Source organism: Streptomyces sp. NPDC001599 (assembly GCF_042893535.1).
Classification (GTDB): domain Bacteria; phylum Actinomycetota; class Actinomycetes; order Streptomycetales; family Streptomycetaceae; genus Streptomyces.
Window position 1 is genome coordinate 30,474 of record NZ_JBIAVA010000002.1, and the last position, 18,829, is coordinate 49,302.

16 protein-coding genes and 1 pseudogene are annotated in these 18,829 nt (G+C 73.6%); 8 read left to right on the forward strand and 9 right to left on the reverse strand.

The genetic code is table 11. The features are described from left to right. Positions 1–10: 10 nt before the first annotated feature. The 3 genes from ACFYZ3_RS04735 to ACFYZ3_RS04745 form a co-directional block, all read right to left on the reverse strand. Complete coding sequence (locus ACFYZ3_RS04735) at positions 11–892, reverse strand: hypothetical protein (RefSeq protein ID WP_388514015.1); 882 nt, start codon at positions 890–892, stop codon at positions 11–13. 88 nt (positions 893–980) lie between these two features. Then, complete coding sequence (locus ACFYZ3_RS04740; protein WP_388514016.1) at positions 981–2,507, reverse strand: hypothetical protein; 1,527 nt, start codon at positions 2,505–2,507, stop codon at positions 981–983. 105 nt (positions 2,508–2,612) lie between these two features. Further along, the gene (locus ACFYZ3_RS04745) at positions 2,613–3,308 is read right to left on the reverse strand and encodes a GntR family transcriptional regulator (RefSeq protein WP_388514018.1); all 696 of its coding nucleotides are present in this window, start codon (positions 3,306–3,308) and stop codon (positions 2,613–2,615) included. 129 nt (positions 3,309–3,437) lie between these two features. Between ACFYZ3_RS04745 and ACFYZ3_RS04750 the strand changes: the two genes are divergently transcribed. Then, positions 3,438–4,760 (forward strand): MFS transporter, encoded by a 1,323-nt coding sequence (locus ACFYZ3_RS04750; protein ID WP_388514020.1) that lies wholly within the window; start codon positions 3,438–3,440, stop codon positions 4,758–4,760. Continuing rightward, on the forward strand, positions 4,757–5,596 hold the full coding sequence (locus ACFYZ3_RS04755) for a putative hydro-lyase (protein WP_388514022.1): 840 nt from the start codon (positions 4,757–4,759) through the stop codon (positions 5,594–5,596). The genes ACFYZ3_RS04750 and ACFYZ3_RS04755 overlap by 4 nt, the downstream gene beginning before the upstream one ends. Positions 5,597–5,738: 142 nt before the next feature. Here ACFYZ3_RS04755 and ACFYZ3_RS04760 read toward each other — a convergent pair whose 3' ends face one another. The 4 genes and pseudogenes from ACFYZ3_RS04760 to ACFYZ3_RS04775 form a co-directional block, all read right to left on the reverse strand. Further along, entirely contained in the window at positions 5,739–6,911 is a 1,173-nt protein-coding gene (locus ACFYZ3_RS04760) for a glycosyltransferase (protein ID WP_388514023.1), read from the reverse strand. Continuing rightward, positions 6,908–8,034 (reverse strand): annotated as a pseudogene (locus ACFYZ3_RS04765) (glycosyltransferase family 4 protein). Before ACFYZ3_RS04765 ends, ACFYZ3_RS04760 begins: the two are co-directional and overlap by 4 nt. Before the next feature lie 214 nt (positions 8,035–8,248). Further along, complete coding sequence (locus ACFYZ3_RS04770; protein WP_388514025.1) at positions 8,249–9,667, reverse strand: HEAT repeat domain-containing protein; 1,419 nt, start codon at positions 9,665–9,667, stop codon at positions 8,249–8,251. A gap of 334 nt (positions 9,668–10,001) precedes the next feature. Next, a complete protein-coding gene (locus ACFYZ3_RS04775; RefSeq protein WP_361011061.1) occupies positions 10,002–10,394 on the reverse strand; it encodes an ankyrin repeat domain-containing protein in 393 nt (130 codons plus the stop codon). Positions 10,395–10,595: 201 nt separating this feature from the next. On the opposite strand from ACFYZ3_RS04775, the gene ACFYZ3_RS04780 reads away from it, so the two are divergent. Both ACFYZ3_RS04780 and ACFYZ3_RS04785 read left to right on the forward strand, forming a co-directional pair. Beyond that, positions 10,596–10,790, forward strand: coding sequence for a hypothetical protein (locus ACFYZ3_RS04780; protein WP_003977410.1), 195 nt, complete (start codon positions 10,596–10,598; stop codon positions 10,788–10,790). Between the two features lie 52 nt (positions 10,791–10,842). Next, on the forward strand, positions 10,843–12,609 hold the full coding sequence (locus ACFYZ3_RS04785) for a hypothetical protein (protein WP_388514026.1): 1,767 nt from the start codon (positions 10,843–10,845) through the stop codon (positions 12,607–12,609). Positions 12,610–12,971: 362 nt separating this feature from the next. Here ACFYZ3_RS04785 and ACFYZ3_RS04790 read toward each other — a convergent pair whose 3' ends face one another. Continuing rightward, entirely contained in the window at positions 12,972–14,474 is a 1,503-nt protein-coding gene (locus ACFYZ3_RS04790; RefSeq protein WP_388514027.1) for a PLP-dependent aminotransferase family protein, read from the reverse strand. Positions 14,475–14,540: 66 nt separating this feature from the next. On the opposite strand from ACFYZ3_RS04790, the gene ACFYZ3_RS04795 reads away from it, so the two are divergent. The 4 genes from ACFYZ3_RS04795 (at position 14,541) to ACFYZ3_RS04810 (ending at position 18,129) form a co-directional block, all read left to right on the forward strand. After that, the gene (locus tag ACFYZ3_RS04795; RefSeq protein ID WP_388514028.1) at positions 14,541–15,305 is read left to right on the forward strand and encodes a YitT family protein; all 765 of its coding nucleotides are present in this window, start codon (positions 14,541–14,543) and stop codon (positions 15,303–15,305) included. Continuing rightward, a complete protein-coding gene (locus ACFYZ3_RS04800; protein WP_388514030.1) occupies positions 15,302–16,069 on the forward strand; it encodes a glycerophosphodiester phosphodiesterase in 768 nt (255 codons plus the stop codon). Before ACFYZ3_RS04795 ends, ACFYZ3_RS04800 begins: the two co-directional genes overlap by 4 nt. A 52-nt stretch (positions 16,070–16,121) precedes the next feature. Beyond that, on the forward strand, positions 16,122–17,477 hold the full coding sequence (locus ACFYZ3_RS04805) for an MFS transporter (protein WP_388514031.1): 1,356 nt from the start codon (positions 16,122–16,124) through the stop codon (positions 17,475–17,477). A 277-nt stretch (positions 17,478–17,754) separates the two neighbouring features. After that, entirely contained in the window at positions 17,755–18,129 is a 375-nt protein-coding gene (locus tag ACFYZ3_RS04810) for an RNA polymerase-binding protein RbpA (protein WP_003977404.1), read from the forward strand. Positions 18,130–18,232: 103 nt separating this feature from the next. Here ACFYZ3_RS04810 and fxsA read toward each other — a convergent pair whose 3' ends face one another. Then, on the reverse strand, positions 18,233–18,817 hold the full coding sequence (fxsA, locus tag ACFYZ3_RS04815) for an FxsA family membrane protein (RefSeq protein WP_388514033.1): 585 nt from the start codon (positions 18,815–18,817) through the stop codon (positions 18,233–18,235). Positions 18,818–18,829 lie beyond the last annotated feature (12 nt).

Sequence of the window (18,829 nt, forward strand, 5' to 3'; positions counted from 1 at the left end):
TCGGGCGGGGTCAGGAGGAGTGGAAGGGCAGGCCGGCGTCGGCGACCAGCTCCAGGTCGTCGGTCTCCTCGGCGGGCAGCAGCGTCGCCGTGCCGTCGGTGACCGGGACGACCCCCAGGTCGAGCAGCTCGGTCAGGGCGGCGCTGCCCGCCATGTCGCGCACCTGGAGCTGGTAGCGGGCCGTCGTGCGGTAGGTGCCGCCGTGGTCGTCGCCGGTGCGCTGGAGGAAGCCGGACTCGGTGAGGAACGCGGCGGCCTTGCCGACGATGCCGGTGGTGGAGCCGGGGAGTCTGCGCGCGTCCTTGGTGGCGCCGGTCGCGCTGCGCCTGACCCAGATCCGCCAGGCGGCCTCCAGGCCCGGGGCGTCGGTGGCCGGGTCGGTGTTCTCGCCCTGCTGCTCGGCCCGCTCCTCGAGTCTGCGGCAGGCCTGGCGGACGAAGGCGTCCACGCCGTTGACCGTGACGCGGCCGATGTAGCCGTCGTCGGCGAGGTCCTCGGGGCGCGGGTAGGCCATGGCGGCCACGGCGAGGTGGGCGAGGCCGTGCAGGAAGCGGTCGCCGGAGTCGGTGGCGGCCCGGCGCGCGTAGTCGCCCATGCGGACGGCGAACACCGAGTCCTCGGCGGCGGCCACGGCCATCCCCGCGCGCGGGGACACCTCAAGGACGATCAGCCCCAGGCCGGCCGCCACGGCGTCGGTGAGCCGGGCGAAGGGCGGATCCTCGCGGTAGCGGCGCAGCAGGTCGGCGTACTCCTGGTCGCGGGCGGGCAGCAGCTTGGGCTGGAGGCCGAAGGCGACGAGCCGCGCCGCGTCGGCGGCGTCGGCGGGCGTGACGGCCGCCGTGGCCGGCGCGGCACCCGCCTCCGGTTCGCTCCGGTCGACGTACTCGGTCACGGTCGGTGCTCCTCGCTGTGCTGTCGCGCTGTGCCGCGGTGGTGGGTGAGGTGGTGGCCGGGGCGGTCGGCGGGGCGGTGCGGGCCGGTCATGCCGCCTCCGTCCGGTCCGCCGCCATTCCCGCCGCGTCCAGCAGTGCCGTGCCGACGATGAGGTCGGCGCCGCCGAACTCGGGGTCGTCCAGCTCGGTGCCGTCGTCGACGGCGAACAGCAGCTTCGGCTCCCCCTGGCGGTAGGCGGTGCCGACCGGCGGGCTGGCCGCGTGGACGGCCAGCAGCGCGACGAGGTACGGCAGTTCGGCGTCGCGGGCGCGGGCGTCGGCCAGCAGCCCCGAGAGCCGGCGCGGGGCGTCGTGCGGCAGGTCGAGCAGTTCCATGGCCGCGGCGAGCTGCTCCTCGCTGAAGCGGCTGTCGTCCGGGGTGGCGATCAGGTCGGGCTCGGGCATCTCGGCGCCCAGGTGCTCCCGCTCCACCGGCGGGGTGAGGAGAATGTCGACGAGATCGCCGACCCGGACGGAGACGGGCGTGCGCAGGCCGGTGCCGCGGGCGAAGTAGGCGTCGGTGACGCGCAGCGCCCGCTCCACGGGCAACGGCAGCACGGGGGCGACGAGATGGCCGTACAGGTCGAGGCCGGAGGTGGTCAGGGGGGTGGCGAAGGCCTGCCGGTCCTGTTCGGCGCGGAAGAGCGGGCCGGCCTCCAGGAGGCGGGACTGGAGCTGGGTGTGGCGGCGGATGCAGTCCTTGACGATGTCGACCAGCTCGGCGGCGCGGCGCTTGTGCTCGGCGTCCTCGGTCTCGTCGCGGGCCTTGCGGATGTTGGTGAGGATCGCGTTCTCGTGCCGGTACCGGTCGGCGACGTGGTCCAGGGCCTCGGCGATCATGTCGGGGACGGCGCCGAGCCAGTCGACCGCGCGGACGTTGCGCCGGGTGGCGTCCAGGGCGCGGCGGAGCGTCTCCGAGTACTGGACGGTCCGGTACCGGGCCTGCTCGGCGGCGAGCTGGGCGTCGGCGAGACGGCCGCGGCTGATCAGCACCTCGAGCTTGACCTCGGCGGCGATCTGGGCGCTGGTGACGTCGGTGTCCAGGGCGCCGACGAGGACGTTGACCGCCTCGTCGGTGGTGCGCAGGTAGACGGTGCCGCCGGGGCCGGGGACCTCTTCGAGCAGTTTGAAGTCGTAGTCGCGGCGGACGTAGGTGCCGTCGGGCCCGAAGGTGCCGTACACCGCGCGGAAGCCGCGGTCGACGCTGCCGACGTTGATCAGGTTCTCCAGGACCCAGCGGGCCACCCGTTCGTGCTCGGCGGCGGTGCGGTGCGGGGCCTGGGCGGCGACGCGCGGGATGAGCCTGGCCACTATCTGGTCGTGGTCGGCACCCGTGTCGAAGTCCATGTTCAGTGTGACGAGGTCGATGGCGGCGAGGGCGACCTCCGCCATGCCGTACACCGAGTACTCACCGGCGAGGTTGGCCTTGCGTGCGTCGAGGTCGTGCAGCGGCGCCGTGCAGGCGAGCGCGCGCAGCCGCCGCGCCAGCCCTTCGTCGGCGGCCGGGCCCGGTGCGGGGCGCGGCCCCGCGCTGAGCTGGGGCGGAACGCTGTCCGTCGATGCAGGCGAAGTCACGGTGCACAGACTAGGTCCTCGGTCTGACATCGACCCAAACGACGCAGATGGGCCGCCCCGGGCACCGTGGCCGACTGCCGTGCCGCCCGGGCCCAAGACTCGCGGCTACCCCTCGTCCCCGACCCGGCGCAGGTAGACCTCCACGACGCGCTCCAGCGAGTTCTCCAGGTAGACCGCGAGCAGTCGCGCCGCCGTCTCCCGCTCGCCGCTCTCCAGGGCCGCGAGGATCTCCGCGTTCCGGGCGATGTACGGCTCGTGCAGGCGCCGGGGGTCGTCCACGACGTGGAAGGCGAGGCGCAGTTCGGCGAAGACGCTGCGCATCAGTTCGTCGGTGCGTTCGCTGCCGGCAAGGGCCACCAGTTCCCGGTGGAAGTGGATGTTGGCCGTACCCACGCCTTTCCAGTCACCTTCGCGGGCCGACCGCCGCCCGTCCTCGACGGCCTCGGCGAGCCCGTCCAGCGGGTACGGCGGCTCGCCGAGGCCGCGGACGACGGCGCACTCCACCAGGGAGCGGGTGCGGTAGATGTCCTCGACGTCCTCGACGGTGAGGACCCGGACGAAGACGCCCCGGTTCAGCTCGTGGACCAGCAGCCGTTCGTGCGTGAGCAGGCGGAACGACTCGCGCAGGGTGTTGCGGGAGACACCCAGGGCGCCGCCGATGCTGTCCTCCGACAAGCGGGTCCCGGGCGGGAAGTAGCCCTCGGCTATCCGGCTCCTGAGGATGTCCGAGACCCGCTCGGCGGTGCTGGTGCGCCCGAGGAGGGCGCGGTCGTCGGCCAGTCCCGTCAACTGCTCTGCCATGCCCGGAATTCAATCGCAGATACCAGAACGAAACAACAGGGGTATTGAGGGATCGTTGAACGATCCCCTACGGTGCCTTCAAGTCCCCGCTCGATCCGCACTCTCCGTCCTCCCCCTGCGAGGTGCACCATGAGCACACCCCCTTCCCCGCCGGCCGTCCCCGCCGACACCCACCCCGCCGGCACGGCCGAACGCCCCTCCGAAGACGGCCCGTTCGGCTGGCTGCGCGCCCTCGGCCCGCGGGGCCGCCGCGCCTTCGGCGGCGCGTTCGGCGGCTACGCCCTCGATTCCTACGACTACTTCACGCTGCCCCTGACCATGGTCGCGCTGGCCGCGTACTTCGGTCTGGACAGCGGCCAGACCGGGCTGCTCACCACGGTCACGCTGGTCGTCTCGGCGATCGGCGGCGCGCTCGCGGGTGTGCTGGCGGACCGCGTCGGCCGGGTCAGGGCGCTGCTGCTCACCGTGATCACCTACGCCGTGTTCACGGTGGCCTGCGGCTTCGCGCCCAACTACGAGACGCTGCTCGTCTTCCGCGCCCTCCAGGGCCTCGGCTTCGGCGGCGAGTGGGCGGTCGGCGCCATCCTGGTCGCCGAGTACGCGAGCCCCAGGCACCGCGGGCGCACGCTGGGCGCGATCCAGAGCTCCTGGGCCGTGGGGTGGGCCCTCGCGGTGCTCGTGTACACGCTGGTCTTCTCGCTGGCCGGGGACGACCTGGCCTGGCGTGTCATGTTCTGGACGGGTGCGCTGCCCGCCCTGCTCGTGGTGTGGGTGCGGCGCAGCGTCCAGGACGCGCCGCGGGCCGCCGAGGTCCGGCAGAAGGGAGCCGGCAAGGGTTCGTTCGCGGCGATCTTCAAACCGGGCACGGCGGCCTCACCGGGGCTGTTGCGCATCACGCTCTTCGCGAGCCTGCTGTCCACCGGCGTCCAGGGCGGCTACTACACCCTCGCCACCTGGGTTCCGACGTATCTGAAGGACGAGCGCGACCTGTCGGTCGTCGGCACCGGCGGCTACCTGACGTTCCTCATCTCGGGCGCCTTCCTCGGCTACCTCACCGGCGGTGTGCTCACCGACGTGCTGGGCCGCAGGCGCAACATCTGGCTCTTCGCACTGCTGTCGGCGGTCTGCATCCTGGCGTACGCGAACATCCCCAGCGGCGCCGACACCCTGCTCCTGGTGCTGGGTTTCCCCCTCGGCTTCTGCATGTCGGCCATCTTCAGCGGGTTCGGCTCGTATCTGAGCGAGCTGTACCCGACGGCGGTGCGGGGCGCGGGCCAGGGCTTCACGTACAACACCGGACGCGCCGTGGGTGCCGTCTTCCCCACCACGGTCGGCTTCCTCGCCGACAGCTGGGGCGTGGGCGGCGCACTGGTCTTCGGCGCCATCGGCTACGGCATCGCGGCGCTGGCCCTGCTGGGGCTGCCGGAGACGCGCGGAACGGAACTGGCATGAGCAGGAACCGTCGACACTCCGCGACCGGGGACCGGCCACTGGCCCTCGTCGACGAGCACGCGCACGCGTGGAGTCCGAAGACGGCCCGCGCCCGCTTCCGGAAGGGGCTGAGCGGCCCCACGGCCGGGGTCGCCGCCGGCCACACCCAGGCCAACCTGATCTCGGTGCCCGCCGACTGGGCCTACGACATGCTGCTGTTCTGCACCCGCAACCCGCAGCCCTGCCCGGTGCTCGACGTCACCGACGCCGGGTCCTGGACCACCGTGCTCGCCGACGGCGCCGACCTGCGCACCGATCTGCCGCGCTACCGGGTGTGGCGGGACGGCGAGCTGGTGGACGAGCCGACGGACGTGCTGGAGCACTGGCGGGACGACCTGGTGACGTTCCTGATCGGGTGCAGTTTCACCTTCGAGTGGGCGCTGGCCTCGGCCGGTGTCCCGATCCGCCACGTCGAGCAGGGCCGCAACGTCCCGATGTACGTCACCTCGCGCGCGTGCCGTCCGGCCGGGCGACTGCGCGGGCCGATGGTGGTCTCGATGCGTCCGGTGCCGCCCGCGCACCTGTCGGCGGCGATCCACGAGAGCAGCCTGCTCCCGGCGGTGCACGGCAGCCCCGTGCACTGCGGGGACCCGTCGGCGCTCGGCATCGACGACCTGGACCAGCCCGACTTCGGCGAGGCGGTGGACCTCGAGCCGGACGACATCCCGGTGTTCTGGGCCTGCGGCGTGACTCCGCAGGCGGCGGTCATGGCCTCGCGGCCGCCCTTCGCACTCACCCACGCCCCAGGACAGATGTTCCTCACCGACGCCCGTGACGAGCAGTACCGGGTGGCGTGATCCCCGCTTGCCACGACATGGCTCGGGGGACGGTCTGCGGCCACGGCCGGGTCACACCGGCCGGGGCCGCTCCGTCGACGGCGGGCGCCGCCCGGCCACCCGGCGCCGGCCGGGTCCCCGAGGCCCGCGGAGCGGGCGGGTCTCACGGCGCTGCCTCCGGCAGCGCGGGACGCGTCGGGCGGGTCGCCTCGTGCGCGGCCAGGAACGCCTCGACGGCCGTGTTCCAGCCGAAGCACTCGGCCCGCGCGCGTGCCGCCCCCCGACGGTCCCGCTCCCGGCGCGCCAGGAGCAGCTCCACGGCGTCCGCGAAGGCCTCCCCGCGATCGGCGTCCCCGCGGTCGGCGGCGACGGCACCGGCGGCGCCGATCACCTCCGGCAGCGCCGAGGACGCGCTCGCCGCCACGGGCGTGCCGCACGCCATCGCCTCCAGCGCGGCGAGCCCGAAGGTCTCGGCGGGACCAGGGGCCAGACACACGTCGGCGGATGCCTGGAGGGCACCGAGCAGACCGGGGTCGGCGACGTGGCCGAGGAAGGTCACCGGCAGCCCCCGGGACCGCGCCCGCTGTTCGAGTCGCGGGCGCAGCGGCCCGTCCCCGGCCACCACCAGTACCGCCCGTCCGCCGCGCCGCCGGAGCTCCGCCAGCGCGTCGAGTGCCGTACCGGGCCGCTTCTCCACGGACAGCCGGGAGCACATCACCAGCAGCGTCTCGTCCCCGCGCGCGTACCGGGCCCTCGTCCCCGGGTCGCGCAGCCTCGGGTGCCGTCCGGTGAGGTCGACGCCGAGCGGCGCCCGTACGACGTTGCGGGCCCCGATGCGGACGAACTCCCGTTCGGCGAACTCCGTGGTGCACACCACGCGCGCGTAGGCGTGCGCCGTCCGGACGTTGAGGGCGTCGGCGGAGCGTCGGGCCGCGCCTTCGGGCAGGCCCCAGGTGCGCAGTACGCCGTCGGTGGTCTCGTGGGAGACCATCACGGCGGGGACCCGGGCGCGCCGGGCCCACCTGCCGGTCCACCGCAGAGTGGTGCGGTCGGACACCTCCAGGCGGTCGGGGGCCAGCTCCTCCAGCAGGGCGGCCAGGCGCCTCCGGTCGGTCAGGACGCGGTATCCGCCGGTGCCCGGCAGCGGCGGCCCCGGGAGCGTGATCACCCGGCCCTGTTCGGTCTCCCGGTCGTCCGCGTGCCGGCCGGGAACGACGAGTACGGGTTCGTGTCCGGCCGCGCGGTACCCCTTGCCCAGCTCGCGCAGCGCGGTGCGCAGGCCACCGGACGCGGGGGTGACGAAGTTGGCGAGCCGGACGATCCGCAGCGCGCTCATGCCGCCAGCACCGCCTCCCGGGCGGCGAGCACGTCGGTGTAGTGCCGATCAGCCGGTCGCCGACGGCCGCCCAGGTCCGTCCCTCCACCGTGGTCCTCCCGGCGGCACCGTAGGCGCCCCGCAGTCCGGGGTCCGCGGACAGGGACCACACGGCGTCCCGCACGGCGGCGGCGTCGCGCGGCGGCACGAGCAGTCCGGTGCGCCCGTGGGCCACGAGGTCCAGCGGTCCGCCCGCCGCCGGCGCGACGACGGGCACACCGCTCGCCATGGCCTCCTGCACGGTCTGGCAGAACGTCTCGAAGGGGCCGGTGTGGACGAAGACGTCCAGTGAGGCGAAGATCCGGGCGAGTTCGTCGCTGGTCCGGCGGCCGAGGAAGACGGCGCGCGGCAGCGTCTGCTCCAGCCCTAGGCGGCTGGGTCCGTCGCCGACGACCACGACGCGCACGCCGTCCAGGGCGCAGGCACCGGACAGCAGCTCCACCTGCTTCTCGGGAGCGAGGCGGCCGACGTAGCCGACGATCGGTTCGCCGTTCGGGGCGAGTGCGCGACGCAGCGCCGTGTCCCGCCGGTCGGGCCGGAAACGGTCGGTGTCCACTCCGCGCGGCCACAGCCCCACCCGCGGCACGCCGTGCGCCTCGAGGTCGCGCAGGGCCGCGCTGGACGGGGCGAGGGTGAGGTCGGCGGCGGCGTGCACGGAGCGGATGCGCCGCCAGGCGGCCGCCTCGCCCGCCCCCATGTACGTACGGGCGTAGCCGGCGAGGTCGGTCTGGTAGACGGCCACGGCCGGGACGCCGAGCCGGGCGGCGGCGGCCATGCCCCGGACGCCGAGGACGAAGGGCCCCGCCAGGTGGACCAGGTCCGCGCGGTGCTCGGCGATCGCGGCGGCGACCCGCCGGCTGGGCAGAGCGACGCGGACCTGCGGGTAGCCGGGGAGCGGGAGGGAGGGGATGCGGACGACGCGGCACGGAGCCTGCGCGTCCGCCTCGGCGGCGGCGGAGGTGGCCGGCGCGACGACGACGCAGTCGTGACCGCGGTCCACGAGGTGCCGGGCGGTCTGGAGCGCGCAGTGGGCGACGCCGTTGACATCGGGGGGAAAGGATTCGGTCACGATGACGACACGCATACCGGTGTTGTCGCCGGACTGGACGTGCTCGCGTCAACGTCGATCTTTCCGGCCGAGGAACGTCCCGTGAGCGTTGCCCCGCCCACCCGGCGGGCCGGACCACGGCCACGCCCGGCTGAGCCACGGGCCACCCGCCGTTCACCCGGCGCGGCCCCGGCCCCGGGCTCGGGCCGCGCGGCCGGCGCGGCTCTCCGCCGCGCCGGTGCCGGGGCTCTCACACGGTGGGCGCGTCCGGTCCGAAGCGGCTGCGTACCGCCGTCTGGACCTCGTCCTCCTCGGCCGGGTCGGTGGCAAGCCTGCGCAGCCGTTCGACGACGCGGTTGTCGCCGGTCTCGGCGTGGCGGGCGGCGAGTTCGCGGGTGGTCTCCTCGCAGTCCCACAGGCACTCGATGGCGAAGCCCGCCGCGAAGGACGGATCCGTGGCGGCCAGCGCGCGGGCGGCCCGGCCGCGCAGGTGGGAGGAGGCGGTTTCGCGGTAGATGTGGCGCAGTACGGGCGCGGCGCAGGCGATGCCGAGCCGCCCGGTGCCGTCGACGAGGGTCCACAGGGTCGGCGCGTCGGGGCCTTCTCCGCGTACCGCCTCCCGCAGCGCGGCGAGCACGAGATCGCGGTCCTGGGCGGCGCCCCGGCAGGCCAGCACCCGTCCGGCGGCGGCTCCCAGGGCGTCGGGCCGGTGCACCCAGCCGCGGGCGCGGTCGACGGCGGCCAGGCTGCGCATGCGCTCGTACGCGGCGACGGCGGCCTCCACGACGGGTGTCGACCCCGTCGCCACGGCGCCGTCGATCAGGTCGAGGACGTCCGGGTCGTTGCTGTCGGCGAGATAGCGCAGGGCGGTGCAGCGGGCGCCCTCGGTGCCCGACCGCGCGGCCTCGACGATCTCGGGCCGGTCCTCGGGCCCGGCGACGGCCGTGAGGCAGCGGGCGGCCGGCACATGGAGCGGGGTGCCGCGCTCGACTCCCTGCTCGGCCCACTCGAAGACGGCTCGCACGCTCCAGCCGGGGCGCGGCCCGGAGGAGTCCATCTGGCGCTGCCAGCGGTCGAAGCAGCCCGTCTCCTGGGCGGCACGCACGCGCGTGGCGATCGATTCGCGGGGGTCGTCGGCCCACAGGCGCCAGGGCCGGGGCTCGAAGGCGTCCCGTACCGCGGCGGCCAGCTCGGCCTCGCCCTCGGCGTCGCGCGGGAAGCGGGCCAGGACGGGCGCGGCGAGGGCGCGCAGTCCCGCGTCGTCGTCGCGCAGCGCCAGCTCGTCCAGGGCCCACGCCCAGTTGACGCCGTGGGCGGCGTACCGGCGCAGCAGCTGGAGCGCGTCCAGCCTGCCGTAGGAGGCGAGGTGGCCGAGGACGGCGAGGGCCAGCCCGGTGCGCGACTCGTCGGCGTCCAGGACGTCCTCGGGGTCGAAGAGATGGGCCTCGATCGCGTCCAGCTCGCCGTTCAGGTCGAGGTAGAGGCGGGCGTAGTAGAGGGAGCGGTTCTCGACCTGCCAGTCGTGGCGGGGGTCGTGGAGCACACAGTGGTTCAGCGCCGCGAGCGCTTCGGCGCGCGGAGCGGTGAGCGCGTGCAGCGTGCCGTCGCCGCGACCCCGCTGAAGCAGGCCGAGCAGCGTACCGCTGGGCGCTATGACCGGATCGAACATGGGAAACAGCCTCACATCAAGCGTCGACGCAACCGGGGAGCACGCGTTACCTGGCCGTGCGCCAACACGTCGGAGCGCCCGCCGTCTCTTGCTTGCTGAAGACCATGTTCCTCTGCCTCTCGTCGGTGGCCCTTGCGGGCCGAGTCACGGCCCGCGCGGTGCGGCAACACCTGCCCAGCCATCACGTCCGTGAACCACGTCGTCATGATGGCCCGGCGGTCACATCTGCCGCGACCGAAATTTCGGCGGCCCTGTACCGCCTCCCCCGTTTTCAGTGTTTTCCCTGGTCAGAAAATGTGGAGCAGGTCCGGACAGGACCCTCTCCACCGCCCTGTCACCGGGCGCCGAACAGCTCCAGCAGGTCCGTCCGGGCGAACATCCGGGCCGTGTCGACGGCCGACGGGGTGCCCGCCGCCGGGTCCGCGCCCGCTTCCAGCAGCGCCTTGGTCACGTCGATCTCACCCTTGAAGGCGGCTCCGGCGAGCGGCGTCTGACCCCGGTCGTTGACACGGTCGGCGTCGGCGCCGCGGGTCAGCAGCGCACGCACCGCGTCGGCGTGGCCGTGGTAGGCGGCGAGCATGACGAGTGAGTCGCCGCGGTCGTTGGTGAGATCGGCCGGGACACCGGCGTCCACGTACGCCACCAGCTCCTCGGTCCGCCCCTGCCGGGCCAGATCGAAGATCTTGGTCGCCAGCTCCACGACCTCGGGGTCGGGGGCTTCACTCATCGGCCGGACCACCTCTCACTGCGAACATTCGGCAAATCGCCAGGGTACTGGCTCGCGGCGCACCCGAGCGGCCCAAGGACCGCTCCGCCACTTGAGGTAATTCGGTCGAATTTCCCCCATTTGCACCTTTTATCGTATGGATACATGCTGTGAGCCTGGAAGTACTCATGGTGACTGTCCCCGTGAACCAGGAGAACTCACATGATCCTCTCGATCTCAGGCGTGGTCCTGCTCGGCATCGTCGTCTTCATCTTCTTCCGCAAGGACGGCCTCAAGGCCTCGCACGCACTGGTCGCCGTACTGTTCGGGTTCTATCTCGCGAGTACGGCCATCGCCCCGAGCATCAAGGCGGGCGGCGAGAGCCTGGCGGGGCTCCTCGGCGGCATCAAGTTCTGACGACCCGTTCCCCCGCCCGACATCCGCACGTACGCACCTCCAGGAGGCAGCAGTGGCCCGGCGGCCCCTCCCCCGCATTCTGAGCAACGGCGGCGCACAGCTCGCCCGGAGCCGGGAGCTGGCCCGGACGGCGGCCGACAGCGCCACCGACGTCCTCCAGCCGCTGATCACCATCGCCCGCGGTCTGCGCCGACTGGCCGCGGCCGCGCGGCGCAGATGGACCGAGACCCCCAAGGACCGGCGCGGCGCGCTGCTGTTCCTGGTGGCCTCGGTGGTCCTGGTCGTGGCGCTCGTGCCGTACGGCCCGCTGCTCGCCGTCATCGTCCTGATGGCGGCGGCAGCCTGGCAGGGCAGGGAACGCACCCCGGCGGCACCCGAGGGCGCCGACGACACCCGGACCAGGCGTCTGCAGTCGCTCTACGAGGCGCTGGTCCCGTACTTCTCGATCGCGGAGGACCCCGACCCCCTGTACGCCCACGGCGGCGGGTGGGAGAAGGCGTTCCCGGCCCACGAGTTCGACGAGGACGGGCGCGTCGCCCATCTGGTGATCCGCTACCCCGCCTACTTCACCGACGGGGAGGCGGAGTCCCGGGCGCGGATCGAGCACCTGCTCACCGCGAAGTCCGGCCGGGGCCGGGAGTACCGCTTCACCTGGGACGAGGAGGCCAACCACCTCTCCGTCGACGTGCTCGCGGCGCTCCCCACCGACATCGCCGCCCAGCGTTTCGTGACGGCGCCCGGCGAGACCGTCCTCGGCTTCACCGACCCGACACGCGTCCAGCGCACGCTCCCGCTCACCCACGGCGTGGAGCAGCGGGACGTACCGCCGGTCGTCTGGCGCACCGGCATCCGCTCGACCGAGCCCCACCTGCTGGTCCTGGGGCAGCCCGGCACCGGCACGTCCACCCTGCTGCGCTCGGTCGCCCTCCAGGCGCTGCACCACGGCGACCTGCTGATCGTGGACGGCGGCGGCACCGGCGAGTACGCCTGCCTGGTCGGCCGGGACGGCGTCCTGGCCGTGGAGTGCGGGCTCACCGGCGCGCTGACCAGCCTGGAGTGGGCCGCCGCGGAGACGGAGCGGCGGCTGATCGCCGTGAACCGGGCCCGTCAGCAGGGCCTGGCGGCACCGGAGGACACCCGGCGGCCGCTGTGGGTCTTCCTGGACCGTCCGACCGCGTTCACGCACCTCGCCGACACGGGCGGGCGCCGCGACCCGCAGACCCTGCTCCAGGTCCCCCTGCGGCACGGCCGGGCGGCGAACGTGACGGTGGTCGTCGCCGACCAGCTCGACGCCCTGGACGGCCTCACCGACGCCGTACGGCAGCACACACGCGCGCGTGTCGTGCTCGGCCCGGCCACCGCGGACGAGCTGGCGAACGCGCTGGGCGCTCCCCCGCACACCACTCCGCTCGACCAGGTCCCGCCCGGCCGGGGATACGCCCGCCTGGGCACCGGCCCGGTGCACCGCCTCCAGGTACCGGCCACCCCGGACCCGTACGACGACGCGACGAGCGAGGCCCACCGGCAGGCGGTGCTCGACCTGCTCCCCCCGCGCACGACACCGGCGGACGGGGAGCAGGCACCTCTGCCCCCGGAGGCCGAGGCAGAGGTGGAAGCGGAGGCCGAGGCGAAGGTGAAGACCGTCTCCATGGAGAAGAAGGACGCCCCGGTCCACGTGGTGGTGAGCGAGCCGGGGGCGACCGCGACGGACGCGGAGCCGACCCCGGTGACGGCGGAGAAGGCGACGGCCGGGACGCCGGCCGAGCACGCGCCCGCTGAGACGGTTCCCGCCGACGCGGTCGCGGCGGAGACCTCCTGACGCCCCGGCCGGGACGACGCACCCCACCGCCCGTCCCGGCCCCGCCGCCTCTCCACCGCCCGCCCGCGTCCCTCCCGGCGACCCCGCGGGGCCCGGCGGCCACAGCGCCTTCACCGGGGCGCACGACGGTCACAGGTGCGACCCGCCCGTGCGCGTCCACCCGCCTCGCGGACCGGCGGCCACGGCGTCCCGGACAGGCACGCCAAGGCAGGTGCGGCGCGCATGCCCGCCGCATCGCCGGCCGTTGCCGACTCGGCACATCGCCACCGTCTCCGGCACGGGCGGGCGGGCGAACGGACAGGGGCTCTCCGCCCACCGGGACTTCGCGGGCGAAGGCCCCCGACGCCCCTGCCGGACAGGCCTCAGGCCACGAACGTCCGCGGTGCCTCGCCACCGCCGCCGACGCCGCCGCTTTCCACCAGCCGGGCCGCCGCGGCCAGGCGTACCGCCGCCTCCTCGGCCACCGCGCCGCCGACCGTGAACGGCAGCCGGACGTACCCCTCGAAGGCACCGTCGACCCCGAAGCGCGGCCCGGACGGGACGCGGACGCCCACCCGTTCCCCCGCCTCGGCGAGCCGGGATCCCGACAGGCCCCCCGTGCGCACCCAGAGGGTGAGCCCACCGCGGGGCACCTCGAACTCCCAGTCGGGCAGCTCCCGGCGCACCGCCGCCACCAGCTCGTCCCGGTTCTGCCGGGCCTGCTCGCGGCGCACCGTCACGGCCTGCTCCCAGCCGCCGGTGCTGAACAGCCAGTTCACGGCGAGCTGCTCCAGCACCGGTGTGCCCAGGTCGGCGTAGGCCCGCGCGGCGACCAGGCTGCGGATCACGTCGGGCGCGGCACGGACCCAGCCGATGCGCATCCCGGCCCAGAAGGCCTTGCTCGCGGAGCCGACGGTGATCACGGTGGAACCGGCCGGGTCGAAGGCGCACACGGGACGCGGCATCTCGACGTCGTCGTCCAGCCACAGCTCGCTCATCGTCTCGTCGGCGACGAGCACCGTCCCCGCCGAGCGGGCCGCGTCGACCAGCCGCCGCCGCTGGTCGTCGTCGGCGAGCGCGCCGGTGGGGTTGTGGAAGTCGGCGACGACGTAGGCGATGCGGGGCGCGGCGTCGCGCAGCACCTGGCGCCAGCGGTCCACGTCCCAGCCGGTGAGGCCCTCGGCCATCGCGACGGGCACCAGCCGGGCCCCGGCCTCGCGCATCAGCTGGAGGATGTTGGCGTAGGACGGGGACTCCACGGCGATGCGCTCGCCCCGCCCGCCGAAGAGGTGGCAGATGGCGTCGATGGCACCCATCGCCCCCGTGGTCACCATGATCTGCTCGGGCATGGTGGGGATGCCCCGAGCGGTGTAGCGCTCGGCGATCATCGCCCGCAGCGCGGGCAGTCCGGCCGGGTAGTCGCCGTGGGTGTGTGCGTACGGCGGCAGCTCCTCAAGGGCGCCCTGCACCGCGCGGGTGAGCCAGGGCTCGGGTGCGGGCAGCGCCGCGCAGCCCAGGTCGATCACCGAGCCGAGCGCCTCGGGGGGCAGCGGCTCGAGTCCGCGCGCCGGCAGCGGGTTCCCGGCCGGAACCGCGGTCCAGCTGCCCGCCCCCCGCCGGGACTCCAGGAAACCCTCGGCACGCAGCGCCTCGTAGGCGGCGGCGACGGTGGTGCGGCTGACGGTCAGGGCGAGGGCCAGTTCGCGTTCGGCGGGCAGCCGGGCGGCGACCGGGACGCGGCCCTCCAGCACGAGCAGCCGGATGCCGTCGGCGAGCGCGCGGTAGGCCGGTGGACGGCGCGTGCCGGGCCCGGCCGGGCGGTCCTGCTGGGAGCCGAGCAGCCGCGCGAGCTGCCCCGCTCCCACGGCCGAGGTCCACTGCGCCATGAAAATCAGTCCACCTTCCCCGAATTGGCCATGGTTGACTCTTCTTCTCAAGCCACAGGGTGTCATGTGGCAGTCCACTACCACCACCCCAGGGGGCACTTCTTGTCCAGGCAGTCCAGGCAGTTGCGGCAGTCCAGGCAGTTGCGGCAGTCCAGGCAGTTGCGGCAGTCCAGGCGGTCCGGGCAGTCCGGGCGACTCGCGCGGCGGCTGACCCAGCTCTACGGCGGTCTCGTCCTGTACGGAGCGAGTTCGGCGCTGCTGGTCAGGTCCGGGCTCGGCCTCGAACCGTGGAACGTGCTGCACCAGGGCCTCGCGGAGCACACCGGGCTGTCGATGGGCGTGGTGCTGACCGTCGTGGGCGCGGTGGTCCTGCTGCTGTGGATCCCGCTGCGCCAGCGGCCTGGCCTCGGCACGGTCTCCAACGTCCTCGTGATCGGCGCCGCGATGGACGCCACCCTGGGCGTCGTGCCGGACGCCCACGGCTGGACGCTGCGGATCGCCGCGATGGTGGCGGGCATCGTCCTGAACGGCGCGGCGACCGGGCTGTACATCGCCGCGCGCTTCGGCCCCGGCCCTCGGGACGGCCTGATGACGGGGCTGAACCGGTGCACGGGGCTCTCGGTGCGTCTGGTGCGGACTGCCGTCGAGATCACGGTCGTGGTGACGGGCTTCGCGCTCGGCGGCACGGTGGGCCTCGGCACCCTGCTCTACGCCGTGTCGATCGGCCCGCTCGCCCAGGTGTTCCTGCGCGTGTTCGCCGTGCCGCCGGCGCCGGACGGCAGCACGGTGGTTGCCGCCGGTCAACCCCGGCGCGCGATACTGCGTCGGTGACCACCCCGATACGCCACCCCTATCTCGACCATCCGGGACCCATCGCCTTCGCCCACCGGGGCGGGGCGGCGAACGGCCTGGAGAACACGCTGCGGCAGTTCCGCCGCGCGGTGGAGGCGGGCTACCGGTACATCGAGACCGACGTGCACGCCACGCGCGACGGGAAGCTCGTCGCCTTCCACGACGCGACGCTGGACCGGGTGACGGACGGGGCCGGGCGGATCGCCGACCTGCCGTGGGAGAACGTGCGCCACGCGCGCGTGGCGGGCGAGGAACCGGTGCCGCTCTTCGAGGAGCTCCTGGAGACCTTCCCGGGGGTGCGCTGGAACATCGACGTGAAGGCGGAGCCCGCGCTGGAGCCGCTCCTGGAGCTGATCGGCCGGCACGACGCCTGGGACCGGGTCTGCGTCGGCTCGTTCTCCGAGGCGCGCGTGGTCCGCGCCCAGCGGCTGGCCGGTCCGCGCCTGGCCACCTCGTACGGGACCCGAGGCGTCCTCGGTCTGCGGCTGCGCTCCTGGGGCGTGCCGGTCACGCCGCGCCGCTCGGCGGTGGCCGCGCAGGTTCCCGAGACGCAGTCGGGCATCCCGGTGGTGGATCTCCGCTTCCTGCGGGCCGCACACGCGCGCGGGCTGCAGGTGCACGTCTGGACGGTGAACGATCCGGACCGCATGCACCGGCTTCTGGACCTGGGAGTGGATGGCATCATGACCGATCACATCGACACACTGCGCAAGGTCATGGAGGACCGCGGCGCCTGGGGATGAGACCCGGCCGCATCCCGGGGACGGTGCGCGTTCACGGGGAGGCGAGGGCACGGTGGGCACCGACACCCTGCGGTCGGATGCGGCGGACGGGGCCGACCCGGCCGCCGAACGGCGACGCGAGCAGCGTGGCTGGTACTTCTACGACTGGGCGTGCTCCGTCTACTCGACGAGCGTGCTCACCGTTTTCCTGGGGCCCTATCTCACCTCGGTCGCGGAGTCGGCGGCGGACGCGGACGGGTACGTCCACCCGCTGGGCATACCGGTGCGCGCCGGGTCGTTCTTCGCGTACTCGGTGTCGCTGTCGGTGATCGTGGCGGTGCTGGTGATGCCCCTGGTGGGCGCGGCGGCCGACCGCTCGGGACGCAAGAAACCGCTGCTGGCCGCCGCCGCCTACACCGGCGCCGCGGCGACGACCGGCATGTTCTTCCTCGGCGGCGACCGCTATCTGCTGGGCGGTCTGCTCCTGGTCGTCGCCAACGCGGCGCAGTCGGTCGCGATGATGCTCTACAACTCCTATCTGCCCCAGATCGCCCCGCCCGAGGAGCGCGACGCGGTCTCCTCCCGCGGCTGGGCCTTCGGCTACGCGGCCGGCTCCCTGGTCCTGGTCGTCAATCTGGTCCTCTACACCGGCCACGATTCCTTCGGACTGAGCGAGAGCGCGGCGGTCCGCATCTGTCTGGCGTCGGCGGGACTGTGGTGGGGCGCCTTCGCGCTCATTCCGCTCCGGCGGCTGCGCGACCGGCGCGCGGTGGCCCGGGAGGCCGCGCTGCCCGGGTTCCGGCAGCTCGCGGCGACCGTCCGCGACATGCGCCGCCGCCCGCTGACGCTGGCCTTCCTGCTGGCGTACCTGGTCTACAACGACGGCATCCAGACGGTGATCTCCCAGGCCTCGGTCTACGGCTCCGAGGAACTGGACCTCGGACAGTCCACGCTCATCGTGGCGGTGCTGCTGGTCCAGGTGCTGGCGGTGGCGGGCGCGCTGGGCCTGGGCCGACTCGCCCGGAGGTACGGCGCCAAACGCACGATCCTCGGGTCGCTGGTCGCCTGGACGGTGACCCTCGCGGCCGGGTACTTCCTGCCGGCCGGGGCGCCGGTGTGGTTCTTCGTGCTGGCCGCCGGGATCGGACTCGTCCTGGGCGGCAGCCAGGCGCTGTCCCGCTCCCTGTTCTCCCACCTGGTACCGCCGGGCAAGGAGGCCGAGTACTTCTCGGCGTACGAGCTGAGCGACCGCGGGATGAGCTGGCTCGGGCCGCTGCTCTTCGGGCTGACCTACCAGCTGACCGGGAGCTACCGGGACGCGATCATCTCGCTGGTGGCCTTCTTCGTCATCGGGTTCGTGCTGCTCGCGCGGGTCCCGGTCCGGCGGGCGATCGGCGACGCGGGCAACCCGGTACCCGAAAGGATTTAGCACTCGGCGCGAAAGGGCTGTAGTGTACGCGTTTGGCCTGCCAGGCGTACCGTTACTGCGCGTCAAAGGTGCCGAATCGCTATGTCACATCTGCCAGCAGAGGTGACAAACCGGACGTCGGCGGGTACTGCACTGGTTGCAAGGCTGCGGCTGCGACGGCGACGCAGGGCCCGGATCGGGAGTCGGGACGGGAATCTTTACCGCCGCCCGGACGTTGACCGGATGACGACGACAGCGACACCTGTCCTGTGGGCGACAAGCCCGGGAGGCACGATTCATGAGTGAGCGAGCTCTTCGCGGCACGCGCCTCGTGGTGACCAGCTACGAGACGGACCGCGGCATCGACCTGGCCCCGCGCCAGGCCGTGGAGTACGCATGCGAGAAGGGGCATCGATTCGAGATGCCCTTCTCGGTCGAGGCGGAGATCCCGCCGGAGTGGGAGTGCAAGGTCTGCGGGGCCCAGGCACTCCTGGTTGACGGCGACGGCCCTGAGGAGAAGAAGGCCAAGCCCGCGCGTACGCACTGGGACATGCTGATGGAGCGACGCACCCGCGAGGAACTCGAAGAGGTCCTCGAGGAGCGGCTGGCCGTTCTGCGCTCCGGCGCGATGAACATCGCGGTGCATCCGCGAGACAGCCGCAAGAGTGCGTAGCGGGAAACCGTAGGCGACACAACCGAACAAAAACCGCGGGTGCCGTACATGAGCTTCATGTACGGCACCCGCGGTTTTGGCGTGCCGAGCCCGGAGCGCGGGCTCAGCGCGTCAGCGGAGGGCGCGGGTCCTGCGGCGTGTCGTCCGGGTCGTCCCGTATGACCTCGCCCTGGACGACCTTGCCGTCCGGCTGGTGCATCCGGGCCTGGCGGAAGGCGTCGCCCAGGGTGCCGGGCCCGGCGTCGCGGAGCTTGCGCTCCACCGTCCGCTGGGCGTAGCGGCTGACGCCCTTCTGCACTGGGGGCAGCAGCATGAGCAGGCCGAGCGCGTCCGAGATCAGGCCGGGCAGGATCAGGAGCAGCCCGCCCAGCATCATCAGGCCGTTGCCCTCGCTGTTCGGACGGGCCTCGGGCGGCACGCCCGCCCGCATGGTCGACTGCTGCTGGTTGAGAGTCTCCGTGAGGTTCCGGAAGGCCCGGCGGCCGGCCGCCTTGATGACCAGGGAGCCGAGGACGACACCGGCGACCAGGAGCAGGAACACCACGAAACCGCTGGACGCCCCCGCGACCAGGATCAGCAGCCAGATCTCCAGCACGAGCCAGGCGGCGGCGCCCAGCGGCAGGAACGTGCGCAGCCGGGAGCGCGGAGGCCGGGCAGGGGACCTGGGGGTCTGGGCGCCAGTCGTCATACTCCCAGTGTG

Excerpts from the sequence above, each read along its gene's own strand:
- ACFYZ3_RS04770 (WP_388514025.1), bottom strand. The coding sequence starts at position 9,667 with ATGTTCGATCCGGTCATAGCGCCCAGCGGTACGCTGCTCGGCCTGCTT.
- ACFYZ3_RS04745 (WP_388514018.1), bottom strand. The coding sequence starts at position 3,308 with ATGGCAGAGCAGTTGACGGGACTGGCCGACGACCGCGCCCTCCTCGGG.
- ACFYZ3_RS04760 (WP_388514023.1), bottom strand. The coding sequence starts at position 6,911 with ATGAGCGCGCTGCGGATCGTCCGGCTCGCCAACTTCGTCACCCCCGCG.
- fxsA (WP_388514033.1), bottom strand. The coding sequence starts at position 18,817 with ATGACGACTGGCGCCCAGACCCCCAGGTCCCCTGCCCGGCCTCCGCGC.
- ACFYZ3_RS04810 (WP_003977404.1), top strand. The coding sequence starts at position 17,755 with ATGAGTGAGCGAGCTCTTCGCGGCACGCGCCTCGTGGTGACCAGCTAC.
- ACFYZ3_RS04750 (WP_388514020.1), top strand. The coding sequence starts at position 3,438 with ATGAGCACACCCCCTTCCCCGCCGGCCGTCCCCGCCGACACCCACCCC.
- ACFYZ3_RS04790 (WP_388514027.1), bottom strand. The coding sequence starts at position 14,474 with ATGGCGCAGTGGACCTCGGCCGTGGGAGCGGGGCAGCTCGCGCGGCTG.
- ACFYZ3_RS04775 (WP_361011061.1), bottom strand. The coding sequence starts at position 10,394 with ATGAGTGAAGCCCCCGACCCCGAGGTCGTGGAGCTGGCGACCAAGATC.
- ACFYZ3_RS04780 (WP_003977410.1), top strand. The coding sequence starts at position 10,596 with ATGATCCTCTCGATCTCAGGCGTGGTCCTGCTCGGCATCGTCGTCTTC.
- ACFYZ3_RS04755 (WP_388514022.1), top strand. The coding sequence starts at position 4,757 with ATGAGCAGGAACCGTCGACACTCCGCGACCGGGGACCGGCCACTGGCC.